Raw genomic sequence first — 24724 nt, 5'->3', positions numbered from 1 at the left:
CCGCTGACACTTTTCGGCATCATGCTTTAGTGCCCACGCCCGCTGAGCGAGAAAACCGAGCGTATTCTTGCTGCGACGTCCTCGGCCAAAATCTCGTCGGCAAGCTTGGGATCGGCGGCGATGCTGGTCACGTCGAAAGCGCTGACGGCGATGACCGAGCCGTCCTCGACCGAGGCTGCGTCGATACTGACCTTGGCGATGTTGCGGTCCTTCTGGAAGCCGAGACCCTTCTCGATGGCGACGACGCGGATCGTCAGCACCACCCGCGGCAGCACGGTGTCGCGCACCGTGGCATTGATCGCGGCGTTGACGCGGTCGTTGATGCCGGAAAGCAGCTCGGCCGGCATGTTCGGGCCGGAGACGACGACGGCGCTGCGCACATCATAAACCGGCGATGCCGGCTTCGTGCCCGTGAGGCTGACGCAGGCCGTAAGCGCGACACAGACGAGTGCGGCCCGGCAAAAACACGACCTCAGCCAATTCATTGCAAAATCCCGCACGACCCCGTTGGAGTCGCAGATTTCGTCATAATGGCGGGGAAGGCAATATGTTTCAGGCGCTTAGGGCTAAAAAAACGTCCGTCGCCGCCTTGAAGTCGGCAAAGCGCTTGGCCCGCCGCTCCTCGGCTTCCTCGTCGCTGCCCCAATGCTCGATCGTCCAGTCCTCGTCGAGATGGGCAAGCGACCACGCTTCCTCCATCGTCACCCGGCCGCAGGCGAAGGCGAGCGCCAGGATCGCCGAACCAGTGAGCGTGGTGACGGTGTGGAGTGCTGCGAGCGCGATCGGGTTATCATATCTGGCGAGCGTGACGGCGAAGGCGGCGGTCGCCTCGCGCGGCTGCTCACGCGGCATCACGCCTTCGATGAGGATGAAGCGGGCGCCGAGATCGTTCGCCGCCCAGTCGATGACCGGATCCCAGCGCTCGGCCTGGCGCTCGACCAGCAGTTCCGGCCCATCGGCGCGGTAGCAGATAAGATCGCTTGAGGAAAAGCGCAGGATATCTTCAAGGATCGCCTGCGTGTTGCCGGTAATGCCGTCGAGCGCGGTGTTGACGAGCCGCGTCATGGGCATCGTCATGGGATCGATCTCCTCACCCTGCGCCTGCCATTCGGCGGCGACAAGCCGCGCCAGCGCCTGCGTGGGAACCGCGAGAATCACCCGTGCCGGCGTGCGCACCATTTTGCCGTCGAGCGTGATCGCAAAACCACCCTCGTGCCCGGCAATGGCGACATCAGTGTAAAACCGCTTCGGCAGCGGCTTCTTCATCTGGATCTGCGCCCGGCGGATCGGATCGGGATGGCTCAGGCCTTCGGAAAGATCGTTCAGCAGATCGCGCATGGCATTACCTCAGGAAAAATGGCGCAATATTTCGTTTGGATGATAGGCGATCGCATCGGCGCCGTTGGCGATCAGCTCATCCACGCTGGCATAGCCCCAGGCAACGCCGATCGCCTTGGCGCCGGCAGCCTTAGCCATCTGCATATCGTAAATCGCATCGCCGATGACAATGGCATCCGCGGCATTCATGCCGGTTTCGTCGCAGCATTCCGTCACCATGGCCGGATGCGGCTTGGAAGGGCAATCGTCGGCGGTGCGCGCCACGGTGAAATAGCGGTCGAAGCCGTGCGTCTCCATCACCAGGTTCAGCCCGCGTCTGGATTTGCCCGTCACCGCACCGATCAGCAGATCCTCGCGCCCGGTAATCACGTCGATCATCTCGCGAATGCCGGGAAACAGCGGCTCCCGGTAGTCGAGATCCTGGCGCACGACCGAGAACAGCGATTTGTAATGCGCCGTCATCTCGATATCTTCCTGCTCGACATGCGGCCTGCCCTGCATGCGGGCGATCGCGATATCGAGCGACAGGCCGATAATCGCCTTGGTGTCCTCAAACCGAGGTGCCGGCTTGCCGAATTTCCCGAAGGTGCGGCGCATGGTTTCGTGGATCAGGCCGGCGCTGTCGACCAGCGTGCCGTCGCAATCGAAAAGAGCGAGTTTCATTCGCTATCCCTTTCGGCGCCGGCAAGGTCGAGGCCGAGCAGGTTCCAGGTCTGCACCATATGCGGCGGCAGCGGCGCGCTGACGCGCAGGCGGCCGCCCGATGGATGCGGGATGTCGATGTGGCGGGCGTGCAGATGCAGCTTCTTCTGGACGCCGCCCGGAAAATCCCAATTCGGATCGTCGTCGAAATATTTCGGGTCGCCGATGATCGGGTGACCGATATGCAGGGCATGGACACGCAGCTGATGGGTACGGCCGGTATAAGGCTCCATCTCAAGCCATGCGAGGTTCTGAGCCGCCGTCTCCACCACGCGGTAGAAGGAAATCGCATGGTCAGCGCCGTCCTCGCCGTGTCTGGCGATGCGCATGCGGTCGCCATCGGCTGTCGCTTCCTTGACGAGCCAGGTCGAGATCTTGTCCTCGTGCTTGCGCGGCACGCCCTTGACCAGCGCCCAATAGGTCTTCTTGGTGTCGCGCTCGCGGAAGGCGGCCGTCAGCTTCTGTGCGGCGCCGCGGGTGCGGGCGATGACCAGAACACCTGATGTGTCGCGGTCGAGGCGGTGAACGAGCCGCGGCTTTTCGCCCTTCGGACTGGTCCAGGCCTCAAGCATCTGGTCGATATGCCGGGCCACACCGGAGCCGCCCTGCACCGCGATACCGGGCGGCTTGTTGAGCACGATCACCTTATCGTCCTCATGCAGCACCATGCGCGACAGGAGCTCGAAATCCGACGAATGCTTGAGATCCTTGCCGGCGATCGGCCCGGACTTCTTCGCATCGACATCCAGCGGCGGCACCCGGACCGTCTGGCCGGGCTGCACCCGCGCATCCGATTTGACCCGGCCGCCGTCGACGCGCACCTGGCCGGAGCGCAGGAGCTTCTGCAGCGGGCCGAAGCCGAGCCCGGGAAAATGCACCTTGAACCAGCGATCGAGCCGCATGCCCGCTTCGTCGGCTTCAACCTTGATATGTTCTATGCCAGCCATAAAAAATCTTTCGGAAATTGCAGCACGGGCCAAGCCGGCGTTCTTGCCGCAGCCTTTAGAGCATTTTCACGCAAAACGGAAACCGGAAAAGAAATCAGGCCCAAGTGCGCATGACGGCGAGGCCCGCCATGACGGCTGCCATCGAAAGCCCGACGCTGGCAACGATGTAGACGCCGCCGGCCACCGCCTCCCCGCGCTCGAACAGCGAGATCGCATCCAGCGAGAAGGCCGAGAAGGTGGTGAAGCCGCCGAGAAAGCCGGTGATCAGCAACAGGCGCAATTCCACCGACGCGTTGAACCGGCGCGCGATCAGCTCGGCGAAGACGCCGATAACGAAACAGCCGACGATATTGACGGCAAGCGTGCCCCAGGGAAAGGCCGGGCCCATGAGCCGCAGAGACCACTGGCTGACATAATATCTGAGAAGGGAACCGATGGCGCCGCCGACGGCGACGAGGAGAGCCTGGATCATCAGCCGGATTTATCGCAACTCCGCTAGGATTCCAATCGTCACGGAATGAATTCTTACCATCCGGTAAAATGCCAATGATTTTCTTATGATGGCGCCAAGATCATGCCGATACCGTGACACTATGACCCAGCTCCTATCCATATCGGCCAACACCGCTGCCGTTGCCTTCGAATCGCTGCGGATTCCCCAGCGCGTCGCGACAAGCACCGCCGCCCGCGATGCCCGCCGCATTGCCGACCGGCAATTGAAGGCCGATAGCCCCGATCAGGTCGAGGAGCCCTCCAACATTATCCAGTCTACGGAAGTGGCGCTCGACCTGATGGCCAAAGGCAACCGCCAGCCACAGGCCGGCCTCAGGCAGGCACTGCAATCCTACGAAGACGTCTGAGGCGACCGCCTTCCAAATGAAAGCCCGCGGCTGCGATCACAGCCGCGGGCTTTGCTGTTTCGATCGGAACGCGCTTATTTGCCCTGCGCCGACAGCACCTGCAGCACCAGCTCGACCTTCCCGGCCTTTTCGAAAGTCAGCGTCACCGGCACCGTATCGCCCTGCTTGAACGGCGTCTTCACCTTCTGGAACATCAGATGCAGGTTGCCGGGCTCGAGCTTGAGCGTCTGGCCGGCGGCAATGGCGATACCTTCATTCAGCTGGCGCATCCGCATGACATTGTCCTTCGTCACCATCTCGTGGATCTGAACCTCGCCTGCTGCGGGCGATGTCACCGACACCAGGCGGTCATCCGTCTGGCCGTTGTTCTTCACCGTGAAGAAGCCGCCGCCGACCGGTTGGCCGGGCAGCATCGCCTTGGCGAACCCGCCGGAGACTTCGAGATCGCCGGCCTTGACCGCTTCGCCGGCCGGCGCCGCAGTCCCCATGCCGCTCATACCGGACATGTCCATGCCGGTTTTACCGGTCATGTCCATGCCGGCCATATCGTCATGATCGTGACCATGGTCTTCGCCGGCAATGACCTTCAACAGCGGCGCCGGGCTTTTCATTCCATGCGCGTCACCGCCCTCCTTCGCCACCTGATCCCAGGCCTCGACCGTGTCGCCGCATATCTGCGTCACCGGAAAGGCGAGCGAGGTGCCGGCCTCGACGCCCGATACCTTACCCTGGATGACGAAGGTGTCGTAGAAATCGTCGGAGAGATTGCCGTTCTTCCAGCGGATCTCGACCGCGCCCGTCTTCACCTTGTCGCCGTGATTGTCGTAGCTCTTCTGGTAGTCGCCCTTGATCACCTCGAGCTCCCAGCCGGTCTTCGGCTGCGGCTTGGCGAAGACGAAACCTTCCGGCAGCTTGACCCGCACCTCAGTGGTCGCCTTGCCGTCGCAACCATGCGGCAGCTGCAGCGTGGCGAGAATAGTGGCCTCTGCAGTCGCCTCCTTGTCCAGGAAGGTCACATGCGCCTCGGCGCCGGCAATGGCGGTCGCGGAAAGAAGGGCGGCAAGCGCGAACGTCTTGCCATATGTCTTGCTAATCTTCATCGGATATCTCCTCGCCGGCCGCAAACTTCTCTCTGGCGGACCGGCATGCTGCATCATCGGTGCGAAGGCAGATCAGGCGAGGATGGGCGGCGCGCGGGAGTTCGGCCGGCTGACGGCAGAGGCGCCGGCAACGGCCGACGTTTCGACCGGCGAGTTGACGAGCGAGGCAAACTTGCCTTCGAGCCAGAAGCCCGCAGCCGGTGCAGGCAGGATGACGGAGGCCGACAGCCGGCAGGCTTCGCAATTCGGCTTGAAGGCGACGCTCCTGCCATCGGCGTCCTTTACCGTGACGCAGAGCGAGGCGAAGGTGCCGTCGGGCAGCACATAGGCGCTCGCATCGTAACCTTCGGCGGCAACAGCCTGTGGCGGCTGATGGGCAAGGCCGAGCAAAGCCAGGCTCAAGGCGCAAAGCATGCGCAGGAAGAGCGTCGCTTTCAATCCGGTCCGCCGCATGAGATCCCCTTCAACAGCAAGCCGCGATAGCCGGTTTCGTCCCCGAATGCAAAAGCAGATTTGCCGCAGTTCAAGGCCTGATCGGAATAAGACGACAAAAATTTGCTCGCCGACGACATTTGCCGCTTGCCAAGTGCCGCTGCCGCCGGATAATTGCGCCAACCTTGTTGGGAGAATCCGGTGCTTGTCACCACCGGTGCCGAAGGAGCAACCGCCCCGGAAACTCTCAGGCCAAAGGACCAGCAAGGGGCAGACGGAACTCTGGAGAGAAGCGTTCTCGAAACGCTCGCCGAAGGGATAACAATCTCAGGCGTCAAGGACAGAGGGGGCTCAGGAGAGAAGTGCGCAGCCGCGCCTTCAGATTTGAGCCCGCGCCTTCGTGAAGAAGGCGCAAACCCCGGAGGCGTCTTTTGGACGATACTGCTGCCCTGAAGAAAACCCCGCTGCATGCCCTGCATCTCCAGCTCGGTGCCCGAATGGTGCCGTTTGCGGGTTACGACATGCCGGTGCAATATCCGGCAGGCGTGATGAAGGAGCACCTTCATACTCGCACCGAAGCCGGCGTCTTCGATGTCTCCCATATGGGCCAGGTCATCGTGAAGGCGAAATCCGGCAGCTACGAGGATGCCGCTCTGGCGCTCGAAAGCCTGGTGCCGGTCGATATCCTGGGCCTTGCCGAAGGCCGCCAGCGCTATGGCTTCTTCACCGACGACAGCGGCTGCATCCTCGACGATCTGATGATCACCCATCTCGACGACCATCTTTTCGTCGTCGTCAACGCCTCCTGCAAGGAGGCCGACCTCGCCCATCTGCAGGCCCATATCGGCGACACGTGCGACATCACCCTTCTCAACCGCGCACTGATCGCGCTGCAGGGACCGCGTGCCGTCGAGGTTCTTGCCGAGCTCTGGGCCGATGTTGCGGCGATGAAATTCATGGATGTGCGCCACTGCCGGCTGCACGATGTTTCCTGTCTTGTCTCGCGTTCCGGCTATAGCGGCGAGGACGGTTTCGAAATCTCGATCCCGGCTGATAAGGCCGTGGATGTCACCATGCGGTTGCTCGAGCATCCCGATGTCCAGGCAATCGGCCTCGGCGCCCGCGATTCGCTGCGCCTGGAAGCCGGTCTCTGCCTCTACGGCAACGATATCGACACCACCACCTCGCCGGTCGAGGCGGCGCTGGAATGGGCGATGCAGAAGGCGCGGCGCGCGGGCGGCGCCCGCGCCGGCGGCTTCCCGGGCTCCGGCCGCATCCTTTCCGAACTCGAAAACGGCGCCGCCCGCCGCCGCGTCGGCCTGAAGCCTGAGGGAAAGGCGCCGGTGCGCGGCCATGCCAAGCTCTATGCCGATGCCGAGGGCAAGGTTGAAATCGGCGAAGTCACCTCGGGCGGCTTCGGCCCCAGCGTCGAAGGCCCCGTCGCCATGGGCTATGTGCCGATCTCCCATGCTGCGGCCGGCACGCTCGTCTATGCCGAGGTGCGCGGCAAATATCTGCCGATCACCGTCAGCGCCCTGCCCTTCGTCACACCGACCTACAAACGCTAAATCTTTTCCAGAGAGGACGAACAATGCTGAAATTTACCGAAGAACACGAATGGCTGCAGATCGAAGGCGGCGTTGCGACGGTTGGCATCACCAACTATGCCGTCGATCAACTCGGCGACCTGGTTTTCGTCGAACTGCCGGAAGTCGGCGCGACCTTCTCCAGGAACGGCAATGCCGCGACCGTCGAATCCGTCAAGGCGGCGTCCGACGTCTATTGTCCGCTCGACGGCGAGATCACCGAGGTCAATCCGGCCATCGTCGCGGATCCGTCGCTGGTCAACTCCGATCCTCAAGGGTCGGGCTGGTTCTTCAAGCTGAAGCTTGCCAATCCCGCTGATGCCGACGGCCTGCTCGACGAGGCCGCCTATAAGGAGCTCACCGCGTAATGACGACGCCGACCGAATTCCAGTTCACCGACTATCAGCCTTACGATTTTGCCAATCGCCGTCACATCGGCCCGTCGCCGGCCGAGATGACCGACATGCTGAAGGTGATCGGCTATAACAGCCTCGACGGCTTGATCGATGCGACGCTGCCACCCGCAATCCGCCAGAAGGCGCCGCTCGTCTGGGGGGCGCCGATGACCGAACGCGAGGCGCTCGACAAGCTGCGCGAGACCGCCAACAAGAACAAGGTGCTGGTCTCGTTGATCGGCCAGGGTTACTACGGCACGATCACGCCCCCCGTCATCCAGCGCAACATCCTGGAGAACCCCGCCTGGTATACGGCCTATACGCCCTACCAGCCGGAGATCAGCCAGGGCCGCCTGGAAGCGCTGCTCAACTACCAGACCATGGTCTGCGATCTCACCGGCCTCGATGTCGCCAACGCCTCGCTGCTCGACGAAGCGACCGCCGCCGCCGAAGGCATGGCGATGGCCGAGCGCGTCTCCAAATCGAAGGCCAAGGCCTTCTTCGTCGACGCCGACTGCCATCCGCAGACCATTGCCCTGATCCGCACCCGCGCCGAGCCGCTCGGCTGGCAGGTCATCGTCGGCAATCCCTTCACCGATCTCGATCCGGTCGACGTCTTCGGGGCGATCTTCCAGTATCCCGGCACGCACGGTCATGTGCATGACTATACCGGCCTAATCTCCCGCCTGCACCAGACGGGCGCGATCGCCGTCGTTGCCGCCGATATTCTTTCTCTGACGCTTTTGAAGTCGCCGGGCGAAATGGGCGCCGATATCGCCGTCGGCTCCTCGCAGCGCTTCGGCGTTCCCGTCGGCTATGGCGGCCCGCATGCGGCCTATATGGCAGTCAAGGATGCCGTCAAGCGCTCGATGCCCGGCCGCCTTGTCGGCGTTTCCGTCGATGCCCGCGGCAACCGCGCCTATCGCCTGTCGCTGCAGACCCGCGAGCAGCATATCCGCCGTGAGAAGGCGACCTCCAACATCTGCACCGCCCAGGTGCTGCTCGCCGTCATGGCCTCGATGTATGCGGTCTTCCACGGTCCTGATGGCATCAAGGCGATCGCCCAGCAGGTGCACCAGAAAGCCGTGCTGATGGCCAAGGGCCTGGAAAAGCTCGGCTATAAGGTTGAACCCGAAAGCTTCTTCGACACCATCACCGTCGATGTCGGCCACATGCAGGGGCTCATCCTGCGCGCCGCCGTCGCCGAAGGCGTCAATCTGCGCAAGGTCGGCGAAACCGCAATCGGCATGAGCCTCGACGAGCGCACGCGGCCGGCAACACTCGAAGCCGTCTGGCGCGCCTTTGGCGGCAATTTCACCATCGCCGATTTCGAGCCGTCCTACCGGCTGCCGAAGGGCCTGCTTCGGACCAGCGACTACCTCAGCCATCCGATCTTCCACATGAACCGCGCCGAAAGCGAGATGACGCGTTACATCCGCCGGCTCTCCGACCGGGATCTGGCACTCGACCGCTCGATGATCCCGCTCGGCTCCTGCACGATGAAGCTCAATGCGACGGCGGAGATGCTGCCGATCACCTGGCCGGAATTTTCCGACATCCATCCCTTCGTGCCATCAGACCAGGCGCTCGGCTACCGCGAGATGATCGACGACCTGATCGAAAAGCTCTGCGCCGTCACCGGCTACGACGCCTTTTCCATGCAGCCGAATTCCGGTGCGCAAGGCGAATATGCCGGCCTGCTGACGATCCGCAACTTTCATATCGCCAATGGCGAGGGTCATCGGGACGTCTGCCTGATCCCGACCTCGGCGCATGGCACCAATCCGGCCTCGGCCCAGATGGTCGGCATGAAGGTGGTGGTCGTCAAGGTGCGCGAGAACGGCGATATCGATCTCGACGATTTCCGCGCCAAGGCCAAGGAGCATGCGGCAAACCTCTCCTGCTGCATGATCACCTACCCCTCGACGCACGGCGTCTTCGAGGAGACCGTCAAGGAAATCTGCGATCTCGTTCATCAGCACGGCGGCCAGGTCTATCTCGACGGCGCCAACATGAATGCCATGGTCGGCCTGTCCCGTCCCGGTGACATCGGCTCCGACGTGTCCCACCTCAACCTGCATAAGACCTTCTGCATCCCGCATGGCGGCGGCGGTCCCGGCATGGGACCGATCGGCGTCAAGGCGCATCTGGCGCCCCACCTGCCCGGCCATCCCGAGACCGACGGCCGTCCCGGCGCGGTTTCGGCCGCAGCCTTCGGCTCCGCCTCGATCCTGCCGATCTCGTGGAGCTACTGCCTGATGATGGGCGGCGAGGGCCTGACGCAGGCGACCAAGGTGGCGATCCTCAACGCCAACTACATCGCCGCCCGGCTGAAGGGCGCCTATGACGTGCTCTACAAGTCGAAGACCGGCCGCGTCGCACATGAATGCATCATCGACACCCGCCCGTTGGTCGACAGCGCAGGCGTCACCGTCGACGACGTCGCCAAGCGACTGATCGACTGCGGCTTCCATGCGCCCACAATGAGCTGGCCGGTGGCCGGCACGCTGATGATCGAGCCGACCGAGTCTGAGACGAAGGCCGAACTCGACCGCTTCTGTGAAGCGATGCTGGCGATCCGCGAGGAAGCCCGCGCCATCGAAAACGGCAGCATGGACAAGGTCAACAACCCGCTGAAGAACGCTCCGCACACGGTGGAAGACCTCGTCGGTGAATGGGACCGTCCCTATTCGCGCGAACAGGCCTGCTTCCCGCCCGGCGCCTTCCGCGTCGACAAATACTGGTCCCCGGTCAATCGCGTCGACAATGTCTACGGCGACCGCAACCTGATCTGCACCTGCCCGCCTGTGGAAAGTTATGCCGAGGCGGCGGAGTAACGGCGCCGCCCGCTGTCCGGCTCGTACCCAGTATCTGCCCCTCACCCTAACCCTTTCCCCGTTTTACGGGGAGAGGGGACGTTCCCTGCGAGAGGCTGGTGAGGGCCGAGAGGTTGCGGCATATCCCCTTCGCCCCGCGCGCGGGGAGAAGGTGCCGGCAGGCGGATGAGGGGCGACCTCGCCGGTTGTAAGCGTTGCCGTAAGCGATTTCAAATGCCACTTTCACGACAATAGGTTCAAATTTAACCTTTCTTAGCAAGTCTCTGTTAGCAATTGAAAATGGGCGGTTTTTCTCCAGCGGGAATATTGCCGTCGACCTTTTGTTTTGCGTGCAGGTTCTCATGCGTCCATCGGCTTTGCCAGCAATCCTCCTTGCCGCCCTGGTCCTGTCGGGATGCGCCGCCAGTTCCGGCGCCGAAGATGTGCTCACGCCTGTGCCTTCGGCGGAAACGACCAATGCAATCACCAAGCCGAATGGCCCGATACCGGCCGCCGCCGTCGGCGACACGGCACAGACAGGCGCGCCGCAGGAAGCGTTGAGCTGGACCGGGCCGATTCCCGAACCACAGGCGCTCGTCCCCGCGGACAGGCCGGTCGGCATGCCGATGCCGACGGAAAGACCTGTGGCGATGCTGATGCCCGCCAACCCGGAAGCCGATCCCGATGCCGGCAGGAAATCACCGTCACGCGGCCAGATCTACGGCCACCGCTTCCGCGACGCCAAGCCGATCAACTTCGGCTCCACCTCACCGAGAAAGCTTGCCGTGCACGGCGTCGACGTATCGCGCTGGCAGGGTGAAATCGACTGGGAGACGTTGAGGAAGCAAGGCGCAAACTTCGTCTACATCAAGGCGACGGACGGCGGCGATCACCTCGATCCGATGTTCAGGAAGAACTGGCGCCGGGCCAAGGAAGCCGGCCTGAAACACGGCGCCTATCATTTCTTCTACTGGTGCCGGACGGCCGGCGAACAAGCCGACTGGTTCATCCGCAACGTGCCGAGAGAAGCAAACGCGCTTCCACCCGTCATCGACGTCGAGTGGAACGGCGAATCGAGCTGCAAGCGGCGCATTTCCCCCGCCCGCGTCCGGGAAAAGATGCAGGTGTTCATGGACAAGCTGGAGCGCCATTACGGCCAGCGCCCGATCATCTACACGGCGCCGGATTTCTACCGCGACAATTTGAAGGGCCAGATGCTCGACTATCCCTTCTGGCTGCGTTCGGTCGCAGCACACCCCTCCAAGGTCTATCCGGGCCGCAAGTGGCTGTTCTGGCAATATTCCGGCTCCGGCCTTTCCGACGGTGTCGACGGCAAGATCGATCTCAACGTCTTCAACGGCAACGAAAGCGATTGGCACGACTGGGTAGCGTCGCGCTAGCGATGGTCTTTCGTGCCAATCCGGAACAGCCGGCACGGCAGGACGCACTCCTGTAGGTCTTTGCTAAGGCAACGCCTTCAGCATTCTCTAAATCCTTGCGGGTAAAAGACGATCATCCAGTTCTGGGGAAACGGCTGATGAGCATATCCGGCATTACGAATACTGCTCTTTCGGGAATGCGGGCGCAGACGACGCGGATCGGCGCGATCGCCAACAACGTCGCAAACAGCAGCACACCTGACTACGCCAGGCTGAACACCAGCCTCACTTCAGATGCATCAGGCGGCGTCCAGGCAACCGTCAGCCCGACGGCGTCGGATGTGGATCCGGCCACCGAACTGACCGACTTGCTCGAAGCCGAACAGAGCTACAAGGCGAACGCCGTGGTCTTCGAGACCGGCGCCGACATGTGGGAAATGTTGATGAGCATCAAGCGGGACTAAGCGCGCTTTCGTAACATGACGCGCCGCCACTGACGTAGCGCCGGTGGCCAATTTAACGGCTTAGGAATGCACCGGCTCGCTTTGGCGCTGCGCGGCAAGGGCCGCGAGATCGGCGGGCTTCAGTTCGACGGATTCGCCGCAGCCGCAGGCCGATGTCTGGTTCGGGTTGGTGAAGGTAAAACCGGAGCGCAGCGTCGTCTGCTCGAAGCCCATTTCAGTGCCGAGCAGATAGAGCACGGCCGATGGTTCAACCCAGACCATGGCGCCATCGCGCTCGATCAGGTCGTCCTTGGCATTGGGCTCGGTCACCAGATCGATGGTATATTCCATTCCGGCGCAGCCGCCCTTCTTGATGCCGACGCGCACGCCCTTGGCCTCCGGCCCGGAATTTTCGACGATCGCCTTGACGCGGGCCGCAGCCCCGTCCGTCATGCTCATCACTGCAAAGCCCATGGGCTCGATCTCCTTCCACAACCGGGGTCAAGATCCGGCGCTTCGTGATTCAAATGTAGTCGTCGCAAGTAAACGGATCAATACCACGGTACTGGATCAGTACCAGCCGACCGCGACCTGCGCCTCTTCGGACATGCGATCAGGCGTCCACGGCGGATCGAAGGTCATTGCCACTTCGACGCCGGACACGCCTTCGACGGCGCCGACGGCATTTTCAACCCAGCCCGGCATCTCGCCGGCAACCGGGCAGCCGGGGGCGGTGAGCGTCATCATGATCTTCACCATCCGGTCGTCCTCGATGTCGATCTTGTAGATCAGGCCGAGTTCGAAGATATCGGCAGGAATTTCCGGATCGTAGACGGTCTTCAGCGCGCTGATGACGTCGTCGCTAAGCCGCGCCAGTTCATCGGCCGGAATGCTGGAATGCACGATGCCTTCGCGCACGTCGATCTTCTGTTCGCTTTCGTCCAGGCTCATCACGGACACTCCTCAAGCAAAGAACTTGCGCGCATATTCAAGCGCATCGGCCAGGGCATCGACCTCGGCGCGGGTATTGTACATGCCGAAGGATGCACGGCATGTGGAGGTGACGCCGAAGCGTTTCAAGAGCGGCATGGCGCAATGCGTGCCGGCCCGCACCGCAACGCCCTGCCGATCGATCACCATCGAGACGTCGTGCGCATGAATGCCGGCAAGCTCGAAGGAAAAGATGCTGCCCTTGTCGGGCGCCGTTCCGAACACCCGCAGCGAATTGACCGATTTCAGCCGCTCGACGGCGTAGGCCGCAAGATCGGCCTCATGCCGGGCAATCGCCTCACGGCCGACCTTCTCCATATAGTCGAGCGCGTAGCCGAGCCCGATCGCCTGGACGATCGGCGGCGTGCCGGCCTCGAAGCGGTGCGGCGGGTCATTATAGGTGACTGCGTCCTCAGCAACTTCGAAAATCATCTCGCCGCCGCCCTGGAAGGGACGCATCTGGGAAAGCCGCTCCTTCTTGCCGTAGAGCACGCCGATGCCGGAGGGCCCGTAAAGCTTGTGGCCGGTCATCACGTACCAGTCGCAATCGATGTCCTGTACATCCACAGGCAGATGCACCGCACCCTGGCTGCCGTCGATCAAGACCGGAATGCCGCGCTCATGCGCAATGCGGCAGACCTCCTTGACCGGAACGATCGTGCCGAGCGCGTTCGACATATGGGTGATGGCGACGAGTTTGGTGCGCTCCGTCAGGCTCTTTTCGAAATCCTCGATATGGAAGGCGCCCTCGTCATCGACGGGCACCCAGACGAGCTTGGCGCCCTGCCGCTCGCGGATGAAGTGCCAGGGCACGATATTGGAATGGTGCTCCATGATCGTCAGGACGATCTCGTCGCCTTCGCCGATCTCAGGCATGCCCCAGCCATAGGCGACGGTATTAATCGCCTCCGTCGAATTCTTGGTGAAGACGATGTCGTTGACCGAAGGGGCATTGAGGAAACGGCGCACCTTCTCGCGCGCCGCCTCATAAGCATCCGTCGCCGCATTGGAGAGATAATGCAGGCCGCGATGCACATTGGCGTATTCGTGGCTATAGGCACGCGAGATGGCGTCGATCACCGCCTGCGGCTTCTGGGCCGAGGCGCCGTTATCGAGATAGACCAGCGGCTTGCCGTGCACCTTCTCCGCCAGGATCGGAAAATCCCGGCGGATGGCTTCGACATCGTATGGCGTGGCCGGCACGATCTTGTCCATTGTTATATCCGATCAGGCGTGCTTTTCGAGCCAGGCCGAAATCACGCCTTCCAGCGCCTCGACCAGGGCCTCGTCTTCCAGTTCCTCGACGATCTCGGCGACGAAAGCGTTGACGAGCATCGCCCGCGCCTTGTTCTCCGGAATGCCGCGCGCCATCATATAATAGAGATGGTTCGCGTCGATATCGGTCACCGTCGCGCCATGGCCGCACTGCACGTCGTCGGCGAAGATCTCAAGCTCGGGCTTGACCGAGAATTCGGCATCGTCGGACATCAATAGCGTGTTGCAGGCCATCTTGGCGTCGGTCTTCTGCGCATCGGGCGCCACCCGGATCATGCCCTGGAAGACACCCTTGGCACGGTCGAAAACAACGTTGCGGATCACTTCGGTCGAGCCGGTGTGGGGCACGTCGTGGCCGAGCACCATCGTCACGTCCGTATGGCTGTCAGCCCCGAGCAGGTTAATGCCGCGCAGCGTCAGGTCCGCACCCTCGCCCGTCACCTTGATATGCAGCTCCTGGCGCACCAATTTGCCGCCGGCATTGATGACGAACAGGCGAAGCTTGGCGTCAGCACCGAGATCGATGCGGATCTGGCCGAGATGCGTATCCTCGGCCCCCTGCTGCTGCAGGATGATCCAGGTCAGCTCTGCGCCCTCGCCGACTGTGATGTCACTGACATGGGACACCAGCGCCGCGTCACCGGTCACCGCACGGTGACGCTCGATGACGGTTGCCTTGACACCGGCGCCAAAGGCAACGGGAAGACGTGTATGCGCCTGCCCGCCGGCATGGAGGAACTGGATTTCGAGCGGAGCATCAAGCTCGGTCTCGGCGGGCACGTCGACGACATAGCCGTCGCGGACGAAGCTGCCGTTGATGCGGCCGACCGCGTCGTCGCTGCCGAGCGCATCGAGCCCCTCTGCGGCCGAGCCGTCGAGCAGCCGCTCTGAATAGGCTGCAATGCCAAGACCGTCGGCGGCAGCCTTCTGGTCGGCATGGCCCTGGATCACCGCCAGCGCCGTCGAGCCGGCAACCAGCGGCTCAAGCGCGTCGGAGCCGGCGTCACCGGCCTGCGGCGGCAAGGCGCGCAGCAGATTTTTCAGATCGGTGTAGTGCCAGGCCTCGATGCGGCGCGTCGGCAGGCCGGCCTTCTTCAGATCGTCGAGAAGCCGGTCGCGCAGCGCCGTCACCGCGCCATTGCCCGGCAGATCGCCGATCTGATGGTTGAAGGCCTCGATCAGCGCCGTTTCGGCCGCAGTCAGGCGGCTCGTCGTCTGCATGTTCATGGACGTCGTCCTTTCCACCTGAACTCAGGCCGCCGCGCCGATGATGTCGGCATAGCCGTTGGCCTCGAGCTCATGCGCCAGCGTCTTGTCGCCCGACTTGATCACCTGGCCCTTGTAGAGCACGTGGACGGTATCCGGCACGATATAGTCGAGCAGACGCTGGTAGTGGGTGATGACGACGACGGCGCGATCAGGCGAACGCAGCGCGTTGACGCCGTCGGCGACGATCTTCAGCGCGTCGATGTCGAGGCCGGAATCGGTTTCGTCAAGCACGCAGAGCTTCGGCTCCAGCAGCGCCATTTGCAGGATTTCGGCGCGCTTCTTTTCGCCGCCGGAGAAGCCGACATTGAGCGGCCGCTTCAGCATCTCGGTGTTGATCTGCAGTTTGCCGGCAGCATCCTTGACCCGGCGCATGAAATCCGGCGTCGTCAACTCGTCCTCGCCGCGCGCCTTGCGCTGCTCGTTCATCGCCACCTTCAGGAACTGCATGGTGGCGACACCCGGAATTTCCACAGGATACTGGAAGGCGAGGAAGACGCCCTTAGCGGCGCGTTCGGCCGGATCGAGCTCGAGAATGCTCTCACCATTGTAAAGAATGTCGCCCTCAGTGACTTCATAGTCGCTGCGGCCGGACAGCACGTAGGAGAGCGTCGACTTGCCGGAGCCGTTCGGTCCCATGATCGCGGCAACTTCGCCGGCCTTCACCGTCAGGTTCAGGCCACGGATGATCTCGGTGCCGTCTTCGGCAATGCGGGCATGGAGGTTTCTGATTTCAAGCATCTTTGTCTTTCCTGTTATCCGGCGGATTTCAAGGACCCGCCCAATTGACCGTTCGCACCGGTCTAGATCGTCATCCTCGGGCTTGTCCCGAGGATCTAAGCCCTCAATTGTAATCGCTCCACTCCCGCGTATTCGGATGCGGCCGATAGACATTCTCAATTTCATCAATCCGCTCGTAGAGGTCCATCCAGGTCGGATTGAGTTCCTCTATGAGCTTGATTTTCCATTCACGCAGGTAGCGCTTCAGAGACTTCTCTCGCTGGATCGCCAACACGATATTCGGATGGTACTCAAACCAGACGAGATTTTTTGCTTTGTACCTCTGCGTGAAACCCTTCTGGATTTCGTTGCGGTGCTCCCATATGCGACCGTGCAAATCACTGGTGACGCCGGTGTAGATCACGCCACGAGGCTTATCGGACATCATATAGACGAAACCAGTCATCCTTGTCCTCTGGCCGCAGCAGATCCTCGGGACAAGCCCGAGGATGACGGAGGTTGTGTTAGCCGACACTCCCCTCAAGCGAAATGCTGATCAGCTTCTGCGCCTCGACGGCGAATTCCATCGGCAGTTCCTGCAACACTTCCTTGACGAAGCCGTTGACGATCAGCGCGATCGCCGCTTCTGTCGGGATACCGCGCTGCAGGCAGTAGAACAGCTGGTCCTCGGAGATCTTCGAGGTCGTCGCTTCATGCTCGAACTGCGCCGTCGAGTTCTTCGCCTCGATATAAGGCACCGTATGGGCGCCGCACTTGTCGCCGATCAACAGCGAATCGCACTGGGTGAAGTTGCGCGCATTCGAGGCCTTGCGGTGGGCCGAGACCTGGCCGCGATAGGTGTTGTTGGAAACGCCGGCGGCGATGCCCTTGGAGACGATGCGGCTCGACGTGTTCTTGCCGAGATGGATCATCTTGGTGCCGCTGTCGATCTGCTGGTGACCGTTGGAGACGGCGATCGAGTAGAACTCGCCTCTGGAGTCGTCGCCGCGCAGAATGCAGGACGGATATTTCCAGGTGATCGCCGAGCCGGTTTCGACCTGCGTCCACGAGATCTTCGACCGGTCGCCGCGGCAATCGCCCCGCTTGGTGACGAAGTTGTAGATGCCGCCCTTGCCTTCCTTATCACCAGGATACCAGTTCTGGACGGTGGAATATTTGATCTCGGCATCGTCGAGAGCCACGAGCTCGACCACGGCGGCATGCAGCTGGTTTTCGTCGCGCTGCGGCGCCGTGCAGCCTTCGAGGTAGGAGACGTAGGCGCCCTCTTCCGCGATGATCAGCGTGCGCTCGAACTGGCCGGTGCCCTTCTCGTTGATGCGGAAATAGGTGGAAAGCTCCATCGGGCAGCGAACGCCCTTCGGCACGAAGACGAAGGAGCCGTCGGTAAAGACCGCCGAATTCAGCGTCGCGTAATAATTGTCCGAAGTCGGCACGACCGAGCCGAGATATTTCCGGACGAGATCGGGATATTCACGGATCGCTTCCGAGATCGACATGAAGATCACGCCGGCCTTCTTCAGCTCGGCCTTGAAGGTGGTGACGACCGAGACACTGTCGAAGACGGCGTCGACGGCAATCTTCGGCTTCTCGACGCCGGCCAGGATCTCCTGCTCACGCAGCGGAATGCCGAGCTTCTCATAGACCTTCAACAGCTCCGGATCGACCTCGTCGAGCGACTTCGGACCCGGCGTGCTCTTCGGTGCCGCGTAATAATAGATGTCGTTGAAATCGATCTTCGGATAGTCGACGCGCGCCCAGGTCGGCTCTTCCAGCGTCAGCCAGCGGCGATAGGCCTCGAGACGCCATTCCAGCATCCATTCCGGCTCCTGCTTCTTGGCCGAAATGAAGCGGATGATGTCCTCGGACAGGCCTTTCGGCGCCTTGTCCATTTCGATGACGGTCTCGAAACCGTATTTGTACTGGTCGACATCGATCAGGCGGACCTGGTCGATCGTTTCCTGCACGGCAGCCATTTCGTTCTCCAATCTCGCCGGATACAAGGTCCGGCAGCTTGTAACGTACGGGCAATTTCTTGCCCTTGATGTCGGGCAAGCTCTTGCCCTTGATGTAAGAGGCCAAAAGGGACTTTTCAGCCCGGTTGGCAAGCAGAAATTTGCGTTTCCGCAAGTTTATGAGGCGATCAGGCCGCCTCGCCCGCCGACCTGCGCCGGCAGGCGATCTTCGCAAAAGCGGCAATCGCCCGGTCGATATCTTCTTCCGTCGTCGAAAAGCCGAGCGAAATGCGCAAGCCCCCGAGCTTGGCGTCGCGGCCCATCGCCGTCAGCACATGGCTTTCGCCGAGCCGGCCGGATGAGCAGGCCGAGCCAGCCGAAAGCGCCACGCCTTCGAGATCGAAGGCGATCTGTCCGGTCTCGGCCTTCAGCCCCGGCAGAGTGAAGAAGATCGTATTGGCGACCCGCTCGCCGCCCTCGCCATGGATCACGACATCGGCTGCCGCCTGACGCATGCCGGCTTCCAGCCGCTCGCGCAGCACAGCGATCGCCGCATTGCGCGCCTCGACTTCGTCGGCCGCGACTTCCGCCGCCGCGCCGAAGCCGATCAGCGCCAGTGAATTCTGTGTCCCCGAGCGGTGACCCCGCTCCTGCCCGCCACCCTGGATCAGCGGCCGCGGCATCAGCGCTTCGCCGCGGGCAATCAGCGCCCCGGCGCCCTTCGGTCCGCCGATCTTGTGCGAGGAAACGATCATGAAATCGGCGCCGATCCTGCCGATATCGAGCCCGATACGGCCGGCCGCCTGAACGGCATCGACGACGAAGAGCCCGCCATGGGCGTGGACGATCTTTGCCGCCGCCTCCACAGGCTGGACGATGCCGGTCTCGTTGTTGACGAGCATGATGGCGACCATCGGCAGGCCGGCGGCCTTGTCATGCGTATCAAGCAACGTGCCCAGCGCATCGAGATCGACGATGCCGGCCGAAGTGACCGGAATCTCCGTCATCTTCTCCCTGGCAAAACGGCCGCCTTCGCGCACCGCCGGATGCTCTATTGCTGAGAAGTAGAGGCGGCCGAGCTGAAGCGGCGTGCGGCCCATGCGGAAATCCGGCGTCAGCACCAGATTGGCGGCCTCGGTTGCGCCGCTGGTAAAGATCACATTGCCGGCGTCGGTGCCGACCAGCGCCGCCACTTTGCGCCGTGCACATTCGATTGCGGCGCGGGCGGCACGGCCTTCGCCGTGAACGGAATTCGGATTGCCGAAAATGTCGATGGCGCGCATGATCGCCTCGCGGGCTACGGGGTGCAGCGGCGCTGTGGCATTCCAGTCGAGATAAAGGCGTGGCGGCGCCATGATCTTCAGTCCTGCGCTTGACGAGCTTGCTTCAGCACCCGCGGCTCATTTTTCTTGAAATTTCGGCCGGGCTTGCCTTATGACACATTCACGATGCGTGGATCGCCATGCAAGTTTCGAATTGTTCTAAACTGCGTTTTAGAAAAGCTGACAACACTAGTCAAGTCATGTTGTCGTCTGACGCAGCGCGAACGCGAAATAAAACCCGGAGTACCAATGCCCGAAGTTATTTTCAACGGCCCAGCCGGCCGTCTTGAAGGCCGCTACCAGCCCTCCAAGGAAAAAAGCGCGCCCATCGCCCTGATTCTGCATCCGCATCCGCAGTTCGGCGGCACGATGAACAATCAGATCGTCTACCAGCTCTTCTACATGTTCCAGAAGCGCGGGTTCACGACGCTGCGCTTCAATTTCCGGGGCATCGGCCGCAGCCAGGGCGAATTCGACCACGGCGCCGGCGAACTTTCGGATGCCGCCTCGGCGCTCGACTGGGTGCAGAGCCTGCATCCTGATTCGAAGACCTGTTGGGTCGCCGGCTATTCCTTCGGCTCCTGGATCGGCATGCAGCTTCTGATGCGCCGGCCGGAGATCGAAGGCTTCATGTCGATCGCCCCGCAGCCGAATACCTACGACTTCTCCTTCCTGGCGCCCTGCCCCTCCTCCGGCCTGATCATCAACGGCGAGGCCGACAAGGTGGCGCCCGAAAAGGACGTCAACGGCCTGGTGGAGAAGCTGAAGACCCAGAAGGGCATTCTCATTACCCATCGCACCGTTTCCAACGCCAACCACTTCTTCAACGGCCAGGTGGAAACGCTGATGGGCGAATGCGAGGATTATCTCGACCGCCGCCTGAACGGCGAACTGGTGCCGGAACCGGCCGCCAAGCGAATTCGCTGACGCCATAGCGCTCACATCTATCTCATGCGGCGCGATCCGGGCCGCATGGGTCGATTGTCCCGAAACAGATCATCTACCGTGTTGCAATACATATTGCAGTGCGGTAGGTTCCTCGCGATCCTAACTAAAGCGAGGTCCGCAATGACCAAGTCGTTCGGGGAAGTCCTGGATAAGTATAGGGGTATTGGTCCGGGGTTCGACTTTCTTCGAATTGGGCTCGCCTTTTCTATCGTATTGACCCATTCCTTTTTGCTGACAAGGAATGATGCCTTCATCAGGGGCTCGGTATTCTGGTTCACCGAATACGCTCTTGTTCCGATGTTTTTCGCGTTGAGCGGATTTCTGATCGCCGGCAGCGCCCAGCGCCTGAGTCTACGAAATTTCCTGATCAATCGCGGCTTGCGCATCGTCCCGGCACTGGCCGTCGATATCGTCGTTTGCTCGCTGATCATCGGGCCGATCGTCACGATCGTCTATCACGCCGACTATTTTACCGATCCGCGATTTTTCAAATACTTCCTGAATATCGTCGGCTGGATCCATTACGAGCTGCCGGGTGTTTTCCAGGACAATCCCAGCCAGCGTGTCAACGGCGCTCTCTGGACGGTTCCCTGGGAAATCTTCTGCTACATCATCATGTCGTTCCTGATGATCACCGCCATCGTGAAGACGCGCTACAAGCTGCTCGCCGTAACGGCCGCCTATATCGTCCTCGGCCTGATCGTGCAGAAGATGCCCTATCTGTTCCCGGGCTCGATCAAGCCGATCGCGCGCTTCCTGTTCATGAGCCGGGGCTCGCAGCTGATAACGGCGTTCATGATGGGCATCGTCGCCTTTCAGTTCAAAGCGGTCATTCCGCATTCCCGCTGGCTATTCGCCGCCGCCTGCCTGGTCTGCATCACCGCCATTCTCACCCTCGACAGCCGCGCGGTGGAGTCGGTGATTAACCGGCCGATCGTCATCACTTCCCTTGTTTATATCACCGTCTTCATCGGCCTGTCGGAGGTGCCGATCCCAGCCTTCTTCAGGAAAGGCGATTATTCCTACGGCGTCTATCTGTACCACGATCCGTTCCTGCAGATCTGGATCAGCGCGTTCCCCTCGGTCTTTCTCTTTCCGAAATATGGGGCGCTGGCGCTCTATCTCGTCGGCCTGCCCTCGGCTCTCGCCGTCGCCGTTCTGTCCTGGCACTTCATCGAGAAGCCGATCCTCGGCCTTCGCAAGAAGTTCTCGTTCATCGCCCAGGTCAGAGGCGTCGAGGACGGCAATCAGGCTGGGCGCGGATCCAATGTCCGGCCAGTCGCCGTAAAAAGCTAGGGCCTTGCCGGCCGCATATCGGCGGTTAGCCGCGGCGTCTTCGGGATGATCGTTGCGCTCATGGCCTTGCGAGCATTCCCCCACTGACAGGAGCGCCGACCCCCGTCGTGCCGGGAAACGTCAATGGAAGCCCGTCCAGCGAGCGGACAGCGAGATAGGCCCAGGCCTCGGCCTCCATCGCGTCGCCGTCGAAGCCAGCCTGCTCGGCGGTCAATACCTTCGATCCCAGCGCTTCGGCCATGGCCGAAAACTCCGCCATCAAAGTGACGTTCAGCCGCCCGCCACCGCAGACGATATAGGTCGACGGGCTCTCGGGCAGAAAACCGGCGCATTTGACGATCGAGGCGGCGGCGACATGCGCCAGCGTCCGGGCGCCGTCTTCAAGGCTCGCCTCGCCCCGATGAAGCGGCGCAAAATCGCCGCGATCGAGCGAGCGGCGGACATTTCCGCGGAAGAATGGGTTATCAAGATAGCGCTCAGCCAGCGCGACCACGACCTTGCCGCGTCCGGCGATCTCGCCGCCGGGATCATAGGTTCTGCCGGTCTGCATCTCCACCCACTGGTCGATCAGCGTATTGCCCGGGCCGCTGTCGAAGGCCGATATCCGCCCGTCCGTGCCGATGAAGGTCAGATTGGAGATGCCGCCGATATTGACGAAACAGACAGCCTCCCCGGCCTGCTGGAATTTTCCGGCAAGTGCAGCATGATAGGCCGGCACCAGCGGCGCGCCCTGGCCGCCGTGGACCATATCGTTGGCGCGCATATCATAGACCACCGATATGCCGGTTCGGCGCGCCAACTCCCCGCCGTCGCCGATCTGAATCGTCAGCCCCTCATCGGGTCGATGCAGCACCGTCTGACCATGGAAGCCGAGAACATCGACGGCATCGGTAGCAAACCCGAAATGCTCCAGGAATGCCGTAACGGCAATTGCGTGCCGTTGGGTCAACTCAAGCTCGATGTCGCGAAGTTCAGCGGGGCGGCCGTTCCTGTCGGTCAGCGGCCGCGCCACTTCCAGCGCCCGTTTGAGCCGCCCACGGAAATCGGCCTCATAGGGCACGCCCATGAACGGGCCGCGCTCGATAAAGCCGCGGCCGTCGGTCCTGATCAACGCCACGTCGATTCCGTCCATCGACGTGCCGCTCATCAGGCCGATCGCGGTTCTGATGACATCCATGCGGCTTGCCTCCCATGCGATTCCCGGATGCACTTTTATAAAAACAGTGCTAAACGCGCCGCGACAGATCAACAACAACGAACTTGCGCGAGGCCACCGGTCAAGCGCAGACACCAAGAGACGAAAGCCATGTCCGAGTTCAAGTCCGATTTCCTCCGCACGCTGAAAGAGCGCGGCTTCATTCATCAGGTCTCTGATGAAAGCGGCCTCGACGACCTGTTCGCCAAGGAAACCGTGACGGCCTATATCGGCTTCGATCCCACGGCGCCCAGCTTGCATGCCGGCTCGCTGATCCAGATCATGATGCTGCATTGGATGCAGAAGACCGGTCATCGCGCCATCTCGCTGATGGGCGGCGGCACCGGCATGGTCGGCGATCCCTCCTTCAAGGAAGAGGCCCGCCAGCTCATGACCGTGGATACGATCGAAGGCAACATCGCCTCGATCAAGCGTGTGTTCTCCAGCTACCTGAACTACGGCGACGGTCCCAAGGACGCGCTGATGATCAACAATGCCGAATGGCTGCGCTCGCTGAACTACCTCGAATTCCTCCGCGATGTCGGCAAGCACTTCTCGGTCAATCGCATGTTGTCCTTCGACAGCGTGAAGACACGCCTTGACCGCGAACAGTCGCTGTCCTTCCTGGAATTCAATTACATGATCCTCCAGGCCTACGACTTCGTCGAGATCGCCAAGCGCTACGACTGCCGTCTGCAGATGGGCGGTTCGGACCAGTGGGGCAACATCGTCAACGGTATCGACCTCGGTCACCGCATGGGGACACAGCAGCTCTATGCATTGACATCACCGCTGCTGACGACGTCGTCGGGCGCCAAAATGGGCAAGTCGGCGACGGGCGCTGTCTGGCTGAACGCCGACATGCTGTCGGCCTATGATTTCTGGCAGTACTGGCGCAACACCGAGGACGCCGACGTCTCGCGCTTCCTGAAGCTCTACACGACGCTGCCGATGGATGAAATCGCTCGTCTTTCGGCACTCGGCGGTTCGGAGATCAACGAGGTCAAGAAGATCCTCGCGACCGAAGTCACTGCGATCCTGCACGGCCGTCCGTCCGCCGAGCAGGCCGCGGAAACGGCGCGCAAGACCTTCGAAGAAGGCGGGCTCTCGGAAAACCTGCCTTCGGTCGATATCCCCGCCACCGAACTCGACGGCGGCATCGGCCTGCTCTCGCTGATGGTCCGCGCCGGCCTTGCCGGCTCGAACGGCGAAGCCCGCCGCCACGTTCAGGGCGGCGCGGTGCGCATCAACGACGAGGCGGTCAGCGACGAGCGCCGCTTGATCGGCAGCAACGAAATCAGCGCCGACGGCGTCATCAAGCTCTCGCTCGGCAAGAAGAAGCACATCCTGATCCGCCGCGCTGCGTAAGCGGATTCAATCTGAACAGATATCAAAGCCGGCGTCCGCGCCGGCTTTTCCTTGCCCAACTCCCGAGTTGGCGCGCAAGCCTCACTCTACTCCGGGCCGCGATGTCGCATCCGTTCGTTCGGCCTCCCGGAAGACATAGGGTGGCGGATTGACGCCGGGTGCGCGCGTCACGCGTGACCACCAGCTGATCGAGAAAGTCGGCGGTGTCACTGTCGCGTCGAGGGGAACGAGGAGGATGTGGCCGGAGCGGATGTTCTCGGGCTGCTTCAGACGCTGACCTTTCTCCGCGGAATACGAAGCCTGATGGCCGACCGTGACGACGATCATGGCGGCCGATGCAAGAGAGACTGTCCGGGAGCACTGCATGGCATTC

General features: G+C 61.9%; 26 protein-coding genes and 1 riboswitch. Of the genes, 9 read left to right on the top strand and 17 right to left on the bottom strand.

Annotated elements, in window-relative coordinates:
- Window positions 1-26: 26 nt before the first annotated feature.
- The 5 genes from BBJ66_RS20875 to crcB all read right to left on the bottom strand — a co-directional run bounded on the left by BBJ66_RS20875 (window position 27) and on the right by crcB (window position 3459).
- The gene (locus BBJ66_RS20875; protein WP_049735105.1) at window positions 27-485 is read right to left on the bottom strand and encodes a hypothetical protein; all 459 of its coding nucleotides are present in this window, start codon (window positions 483-485) and stop codon (window positions 27-29) included.
- Window positions 486-552: 67 nt separating this feature from the next.
- Window positions 553-1338, bottom strand: a complete 786-nt coding sequence (locus tag BBJ66_RS20870; protein ID WP_071089453.1) for an ATP12 family chaperone protein — start codon at window positions 1336-1338, stop codon at window positions 553-555.
- A 9-nt stretch (window positions 1339-1347) separates the two neighbouring features.
- Window positions 1348-2001 (bottom strand): HAD-IA family hydrolase, encoded by a 654-nt coding sequence (locus BBJ66_RS20865; RefSeq protein WP_071089450.1) that lies wholly within the window; start codon window positions 1999-2001, stop codon window positions 1348-1350.
- Entirely contained in the window at window positions 1998-2987 is a 990-nt protein-coding gene (locus BBJ66_RS20860) for an RluA family pseudouridine synthase (RefSeq protein WP_049735102.1), read from the bottom strand. The genes BBJ66_RS20865 and BBJ66_RS20860 overlap by 4 nt, the downstream gene beginning before the upstream one ends.
- Window positions 2988-3081: 94 nt before the next feature.
- Window positions 3082-3459, bottom strand: a complete 378-nt coding sequence (gene crcB, locus BBJ66_RS20855; protein WP_049735101.1) for a fluoride efflux transporter CrcB — start codon at window positions 3457-3459, stop codon at window positions 3082-3084.
- Window positions 3460-3580: 121 nt separating this feature from the next.
- Here crcB and BBJ66_RS20850 point away from each other — a divergent pair, with 121 nt between their 5' ends.
- On the top strand, window positions 3581-3847 hold the full coding sequence (locus BBJ66_RS20850; RefSeq protein ID WP_049735100.1) for a hypothetical protein: 267 nt from the start codon (window positions 3581-3583) through the stop codon (window positions 3845-3847).
- A gap of 74 nt (window positions 3848-3921) precedes the next feature.
- Here BBJ66_RS20850 and BBJ66_RS20845 read toward each other — a convergent pair whose 3' ends face one another.
- Together BBJ66_RS20845 and BBJ66_RS20840 are read right to left on the bottom strand one after the other, a co-directional pair.
- Window positions 3922-4947: a copper chaperone PCu(A)C gene (locus BBJ66_RS20845; RefSeq protein ID WP_071089447.1), complete on the bottom strand. Its 1026-nt coding sequence runs from the start codon at window positions 4945-4947 to the stop codon at window positions 3922-3924.
- 72 nt (window positions 4948-5019) lie between these two features.
- Window positions 5020-5400, bottom strand: a complete 381-nt coding sequence (locus tag BBJ66_RS20840) for a hypothetical protein (protein WP_071089445.1) — start codon at window positions 5398-5400, stop codon at window positions 5020-5022.
- A gap of 158 nt (window positions 5401-5558) precedes the next feature.
- Window positions 5559-5652: riboswitch (glycine riboswitch) on the top strand.
- A 158-nt stretch (window positions 5653-5810) separates the two neighbouring features.
- On the opposite strand from BBJ66_RS20840, the gene gcvT reads away from it, so the two are divergent.
- From gcvT to BBJ66_RS20815, 5 genes are all read left to right on the top strand, one after another.
- Window positions 5811-6947: a glycine cleavage system aminomethyltransferase GcvT gene (gene gcvT, locus BBJ66_RS20835; protein WP_071089442.1), complete on the top strand. Its 1137-nt coding sequence runs from the start codon at window positions 5811-5813 to the stop codon at window positions 6945-6947.
- A gap of 23 nt (window positions 6948-6970) precedes the next feature.
- Window positions 6971-7333, top strand: a complete 363-nt coding sequence (gene gcvH, locus BBJ66_RS20830; RefSeq protein WP_049735096.1) for a glycine cleavage system protein GcvH — start codon at window positions 6971-6973, stop codon at window positions 7331-7333.
- On the top strand, window positions 7333-10197 hold the full coding sequence (gene gcvP / locus BBJ66_RS20825) for an aminomethyl-transferring glycine dehydrogenase (RefSeq protein ID WP_071089439.1): 2865 nt from the start codon (window positions 7333-7335) through the stop codon (window positions 10195-10197). Before gcvH ends, gcvP begins: the two co-directional genes overlap by 1 nt.
- A 341-nt stretch (window positions 10198-10538) precedes the next feature.
- Entirely contained in the window at window positions 10539-11576 is a 1038-nt protein-coding gene (locus BBJ66_RS20820; RefSeq protein ID WP_071089436.1) for a glycoside hydrolase family 25 protein, read from the top strand.
- A gap of 137 nt (window positions 11577-11713) precedes the next feature.
- Window positions 11714-12019 carry a flagellar basal body rod C-terminal domain-containing protein gene (locus tag BBJ66_RS20815; protein ID WP_071089433.1) on the top strand — a complete coding sequence of 102 codons (306 nt, stop codon included), beginning with the start codon at window positions 11714-11716 and terminating at the stop codon, window positions 12017-12019.
- Between the two features lie 60 nt (window positions 12020-12079).
- On the opposite strand, the gene sufA is transcribed toward BBJ66_RS20815, so the two are convergent.
- The 8 genes from sufA to BBJ66_RS20775 form a co-directional block, all read right to left on the bottom strand.
- The gene (gene sufA / locus BBJ66_RS20810) at window positions 12080-12472 is read right to left on the bottom strand and encodes a Fe-S cluster assembly scaffold SufA (RefSeq protein ID WP_071089430.1); all 393 of its coding nucleotides are present in this window, start codon (window positions 12470-12472) and stop codon (window positions 12080-12082) included.
- A 96-nt stretch (window positions 12473-12568) separates the two neighbouring features.
- The gene (locus BBJ66_RS20805; RefSeq protein ID WP_003559708.1) at window positions 12569-12949 is read right to left on the bottom strand and encodes an SUF system Fe-S cluster assembly protein; all 381 of its coding nucleotides are present in this window, start codon (window positions 12947-12949) and stop codon (window positions 12569-12571) included.
- A 12-nt stretch (window positions 12950-12961) separates the two neighbouring features.
- Entirely contained in the window at window positions 12962-14203 is a 1242-nt protein-coding gene (locus tag BBJ66_RS20800; RefSeq protein ID WP_071089427.1) for a cysteine desulfurase, read from the bottom strand.
- A 12-nt stretch (window positions 14204-14215) separates the two neighbouring features.
- The gene (gene sufD / locus BBJ66_RS20795; RefSeq protein WP_049735090.1) at window positions 14216-15490 is read right to left on the bottom strand and encodes a Fe-S cluster assembly protein SufD; all 1275 of its coding nucleotides are present in this window, start codon (window positions 15488-15490) and stop codon (window positions 14216-14218) included.
- A gap of 24 nt (window positions 15491-15514) precedes the next feature.
- Window positions 15515-16270 carry a Fe-S cluster assembly ATPase SufC gene (gene sufC / locus BBJ66_RS20790; RefSeq protein WP_037073856.1) on the bottom strand — a complete coding sequence of 252 codons (756 nt, stop codon included), beginning with the start codon at window positions 16268-16270 and terminating at the stop codon, window positions 15515-15517.
- 103 nt (window positions 16271-16373) lie between these two features.
- Window positions 16374-16715: a GIY-YIG nuclease family protein gene (locus tag BBJ66_RS20785; RefSeq protein ID WP_049735114.1), complete on the bottom strand. Its 342-nt coding sequence runs from the start codon at window positions 16713-16715 to the stop codon at window positions 16374-16376.
- A gap of 58 nt (window positions 16716-16773) precedes the next feature.
- On the bottom strand, window positions 16774-18243 hold the full coding sequence (sufB, locus tag BBJ66_RS20780) for a Fe-S cluster assembly protein SufB (RefSeq protein ID WP_003568892.1): 1470 nt from the start codon (window positions 18241-18243) through the stop codon (window positions 16774-16776).
- Window positions 18244-18410: 167 nt separating this feature from the next.
- Entirely contained in the window at window positions 18411-19577 is a 1167-nt protein-coding gene (locus tag BBJ66_RS20775; protein WP_071089424.1) for a cysteine desulfurase family protein, read from the bottom strand.
- A gap of 216 nt (window positions 19578-19793) precedes the next feature.
- Here BBJ66_RS20775 and BBJ66_RS20770 point away from each other — a divergent pair, with 216 nt between their 5' ends.
- A complete protein-coding gene (locus BBJ66_RS20770; protein ID WP_003568896.1) occupies window positions 19794-20471 on the top strand; it encodes an alpha/beta hydrolase in 678 nt (225 codons plus the stop codon).
- 141 nt (window positions 20472-20612) lie between these two features.
- The gene (locus tag BBJ66_RS20765; protein ID WP_071089421.1) at window positions 20613-21788 is read left to right on the top strand and encodes an acyltransferase family protein; all 1176 of its coding nucleotides are present in this window, start codon (window positions 20613-20615) and stop codon (window positions 21786-21788) included.
- Between the two features lie 58 nt (window positions 21789-21846).
- Here the strand turns inward: BBJ66_RS20765 and BBJ66_RS20760 are convergent, their stop codons facing one another.
- On the bottom strand, window positions 21847-22965 hold the full coding sequence (locus BBJ66_RS20760; protein WP_071089418.1) for an anhydro-N-acetylmuramic acid kinase: 1119 nt from the start codon (window positions 22963-22965) through the stop codon (window positions 21847-21849).
- 129 nt (window positions 22966-23094) lie between these two features.
- Here BBJ66_RS20760 and tyrS point away from each other — a divergent pair, with 129 nt between their 5' ends.
- Window positions 23095-24351 carry a tyrosine--tRNA ligase gene (gene tyrS / locus BBJ66_RS20755; RefSeq protein ID WP_071089415.1) on the top strand — a complete coding sequence of 419 codons (1257 nt, stop codon included), beginning with the start codon at window positions 23095-23097 and terminating at the stop codon, window positions 24349-24351.
- An 81-nt stretch (window positions 24352-24432) separates the two neighbouring features.
- Here tyrS and BBJ66_RS20750 read toward each other — a convergent pair whose 3' ends face one another.
- Entirely contained in the window at window positions 24433-24717 is a 285-nt protein-coding gene (locus BBJ66_RS20750; protein WP_071089412.1) for a hypothetical protein, read from the bottom strand.
- Window positions 24718-24724: the final 7 nt, after the last annotated feature.

It is taken from the genome of Rhizobium sp. RSm-3 (assembly GCF_001854685.1).
Lineage (GTDB): Bacteria > Pseudomonadota > Alphaproteobacteria > Rhizobiales > Rhizobiaceae > Rhizobium > Rhizobium ecuadorense.
Note: the sequence above shows the minus strand (reverse complement) of the source record. Positions and strands in the feature narration are given on the sequence as shown.

What these genes read in the sequence shown, in the direction of transcription:
- gcvH (WP_049735096.1), top strand. Translation starts at nt 6,971, where the DNA reads ATGCTGAAATTTACCGAAGAACACGAATGGCTGCAGATCGAAGGCGGC.
- BBJ66_RS20785 (WP_049735114.1), bottom strand. Translation starts at nt 16,715, where the DNA reads ATGACTGGTTTCGTCTATATGATGTCCGATAAGCCTCGTGGCGTGATC.
- BBJ66_RS20875 (WP_049735105.1), bottom strand. Translation starts at nt 485, where the DNA reads ATGAATTGGCTGAGGTCGTGTTTTTGCCGGGCCGCACTCGTCTGTGTC.
- BBJ66_RS20845 (WP_071089447.1), bottom strand. Translation starts at nt 4,947, where the DNA reads ATGAAGATTAGCAAGACATATGGCAAGACGTTCGCGCTTGCCGCCCTT.
- BBJ66_RS20870 (WP_071089453.1), bottom strand. Translation starts at nt 1,338, where the DNA reads ATGCGCGATCTGCTGAACGATCTTTCCGAAGGCCTGAGCCATCCCGAT.
- gcvP (WP_071089439.1), top strand. Translation starts at nt 7,333, where the DNA reads ATGACGACGCCGACCGAATTCCAGTTCACCGACTATCAGCCTTACGAT.
- sufC (WP_037073856.1), bottom strand. Translation starts at nt 16,270, where the DNA reads ATGCTTGAAATCAGAAACCTCCATGCCCGCATTGCCGAAGACGGCACC.
- BBJ66_RS20860 (WP_049735102.1), bottom strand. Translation starts at nt 2,987, where the DNA reads ATGGCTGGCATAGAACATATCAAGGTTGAAGCCGACGAAGCGGGCATG.
- BBJ66_RS20805 (WP_003559708.1), bottom strand. Translation starts at nt 12,949, where the DNA reads ATGAGCCTGGACGAAAGCGAACAGAAGATCGACGTGCGCGAAGGCATC.
- BBJ66_RS20770 (WP_003568896.1), top strand. Translation starts at nt 19,794, where the DNA reads ATGCCCGAAGTTATTTTCAACGGCCCAGCCGGCCGTCTTGAAGGCCGC.
- BBJ66_RS20750 (WP_071089412.1), bottom strand. Translation starts at nt 24,717, where the DNA reads ATGCAGTGCTCCCGGACAGTCTCTCTTGCATCGGCCGCCATGATCGTC.
- BBJ66_RS20840 (WP_071089445.1), bottom strand. Translation starts at nt 5,400, where the DNA reads ATGCGGCGGACCGGATTGAAAGCGACGCTCTTCCTGCGCATGCTTTGC.
- crcB (WP_049735101.1), bottom strand. Translation starts at nt 3,459, where the DNA reads ATGATCCAGGCTCTCCTCGTCGCCGTCGGCGGCGCCATCGGTTCCCTT.
- BBJ66_RS20865 (WP_071089450.1), bottom strand. Translation starts at nt 2,001, where the DNA reads ATGAAACTCGCTCTTTTCGATTGCGACGGCACGCTGGTCGACAGCGCC.
- sufA (WP_071089430.1), bottom strand. Translation starts at nt 12,472, where the DNA reads ATGGGCTTTGCAGTGATGAGCATGACGGACGGGGCTGCGGCCCGCGTC.
- BBJ66_RS20775 (WP_071089424.1), bottom strand. Translation starts at nt 19,577, where the DNA reads ATGGCGCCGCCACGCCTTTATCTCGACTGGAATGCCACAGCGCCGCTG.
- BBJ66_RS20815 (WP_071089433.1), top strand. Translation starts at nt 11,714, where the DNA reads ATGAGCATATCCGGCATTACGAATACTGCTCTTTCGGGAATGCGGGCG.
- sufD (WP_049735090.1), bottom strand. Translation starts at nt 15,490, where the DNA reads ATGAACATGCAGACGACGAGCCGCCTGACTGCGGCCGAAACGGCGCTG.
- BBJ66_RS20820 (WP_071089436.1), top strand. Translation starts at nt 10,539, where the DNA reads ATGCGTCCATCGGCTTTGCCAGCAATCCTCCTTGCCGCCCTGGTCCTG.
- BBJ66_RS20765 (WP_071089421.1), top strand. Translation starts at nt 20,613, where the DNA reads ATGACCAAGTCGTTCGGGGAAGTCCTGGATAAGTATAGGGGTATTGGT.
- BBJ66_RS20760 (WP_071089418.1), bottom strand. Translation starts at nt 22,965, where the DNA reads ATGGATGTCATCAGAACCGCGATCGGCCTGATGAGCGGCACGTCGATG.
- sufB (WP_003568892.1), bottom strand. Translation starts at nt 18,243, where the DNA reads ATGGCTGCCGTGCAGGAAACGATCGACCAGGTCCGCCTGATCGATGTC.
- BBJ66_RS20800 (WP_071089427.1), bottom strand. Translation starts at nt 14,203, where the DNA reads ATGGACAAGATCGTGCCGGCCACGCCATACGATGTCGAAGCCATCCGC.
- tyrS (WP_071089415.1), top strand. Translation starts at nt 23,095, where the DNA reads ATGTCCGAGTTCAAGTCCGATTTCCTCCGCACGCTGAAAGAGCGCGGC.
- BBJ66_RS20850 (WP_049735100.1), top strand. Translation starts at nt 3,581, where the DNA reads ATGACCCAGCTCCTATCCATATCGGCCAACACCGCTGCCGTTGCCTTC.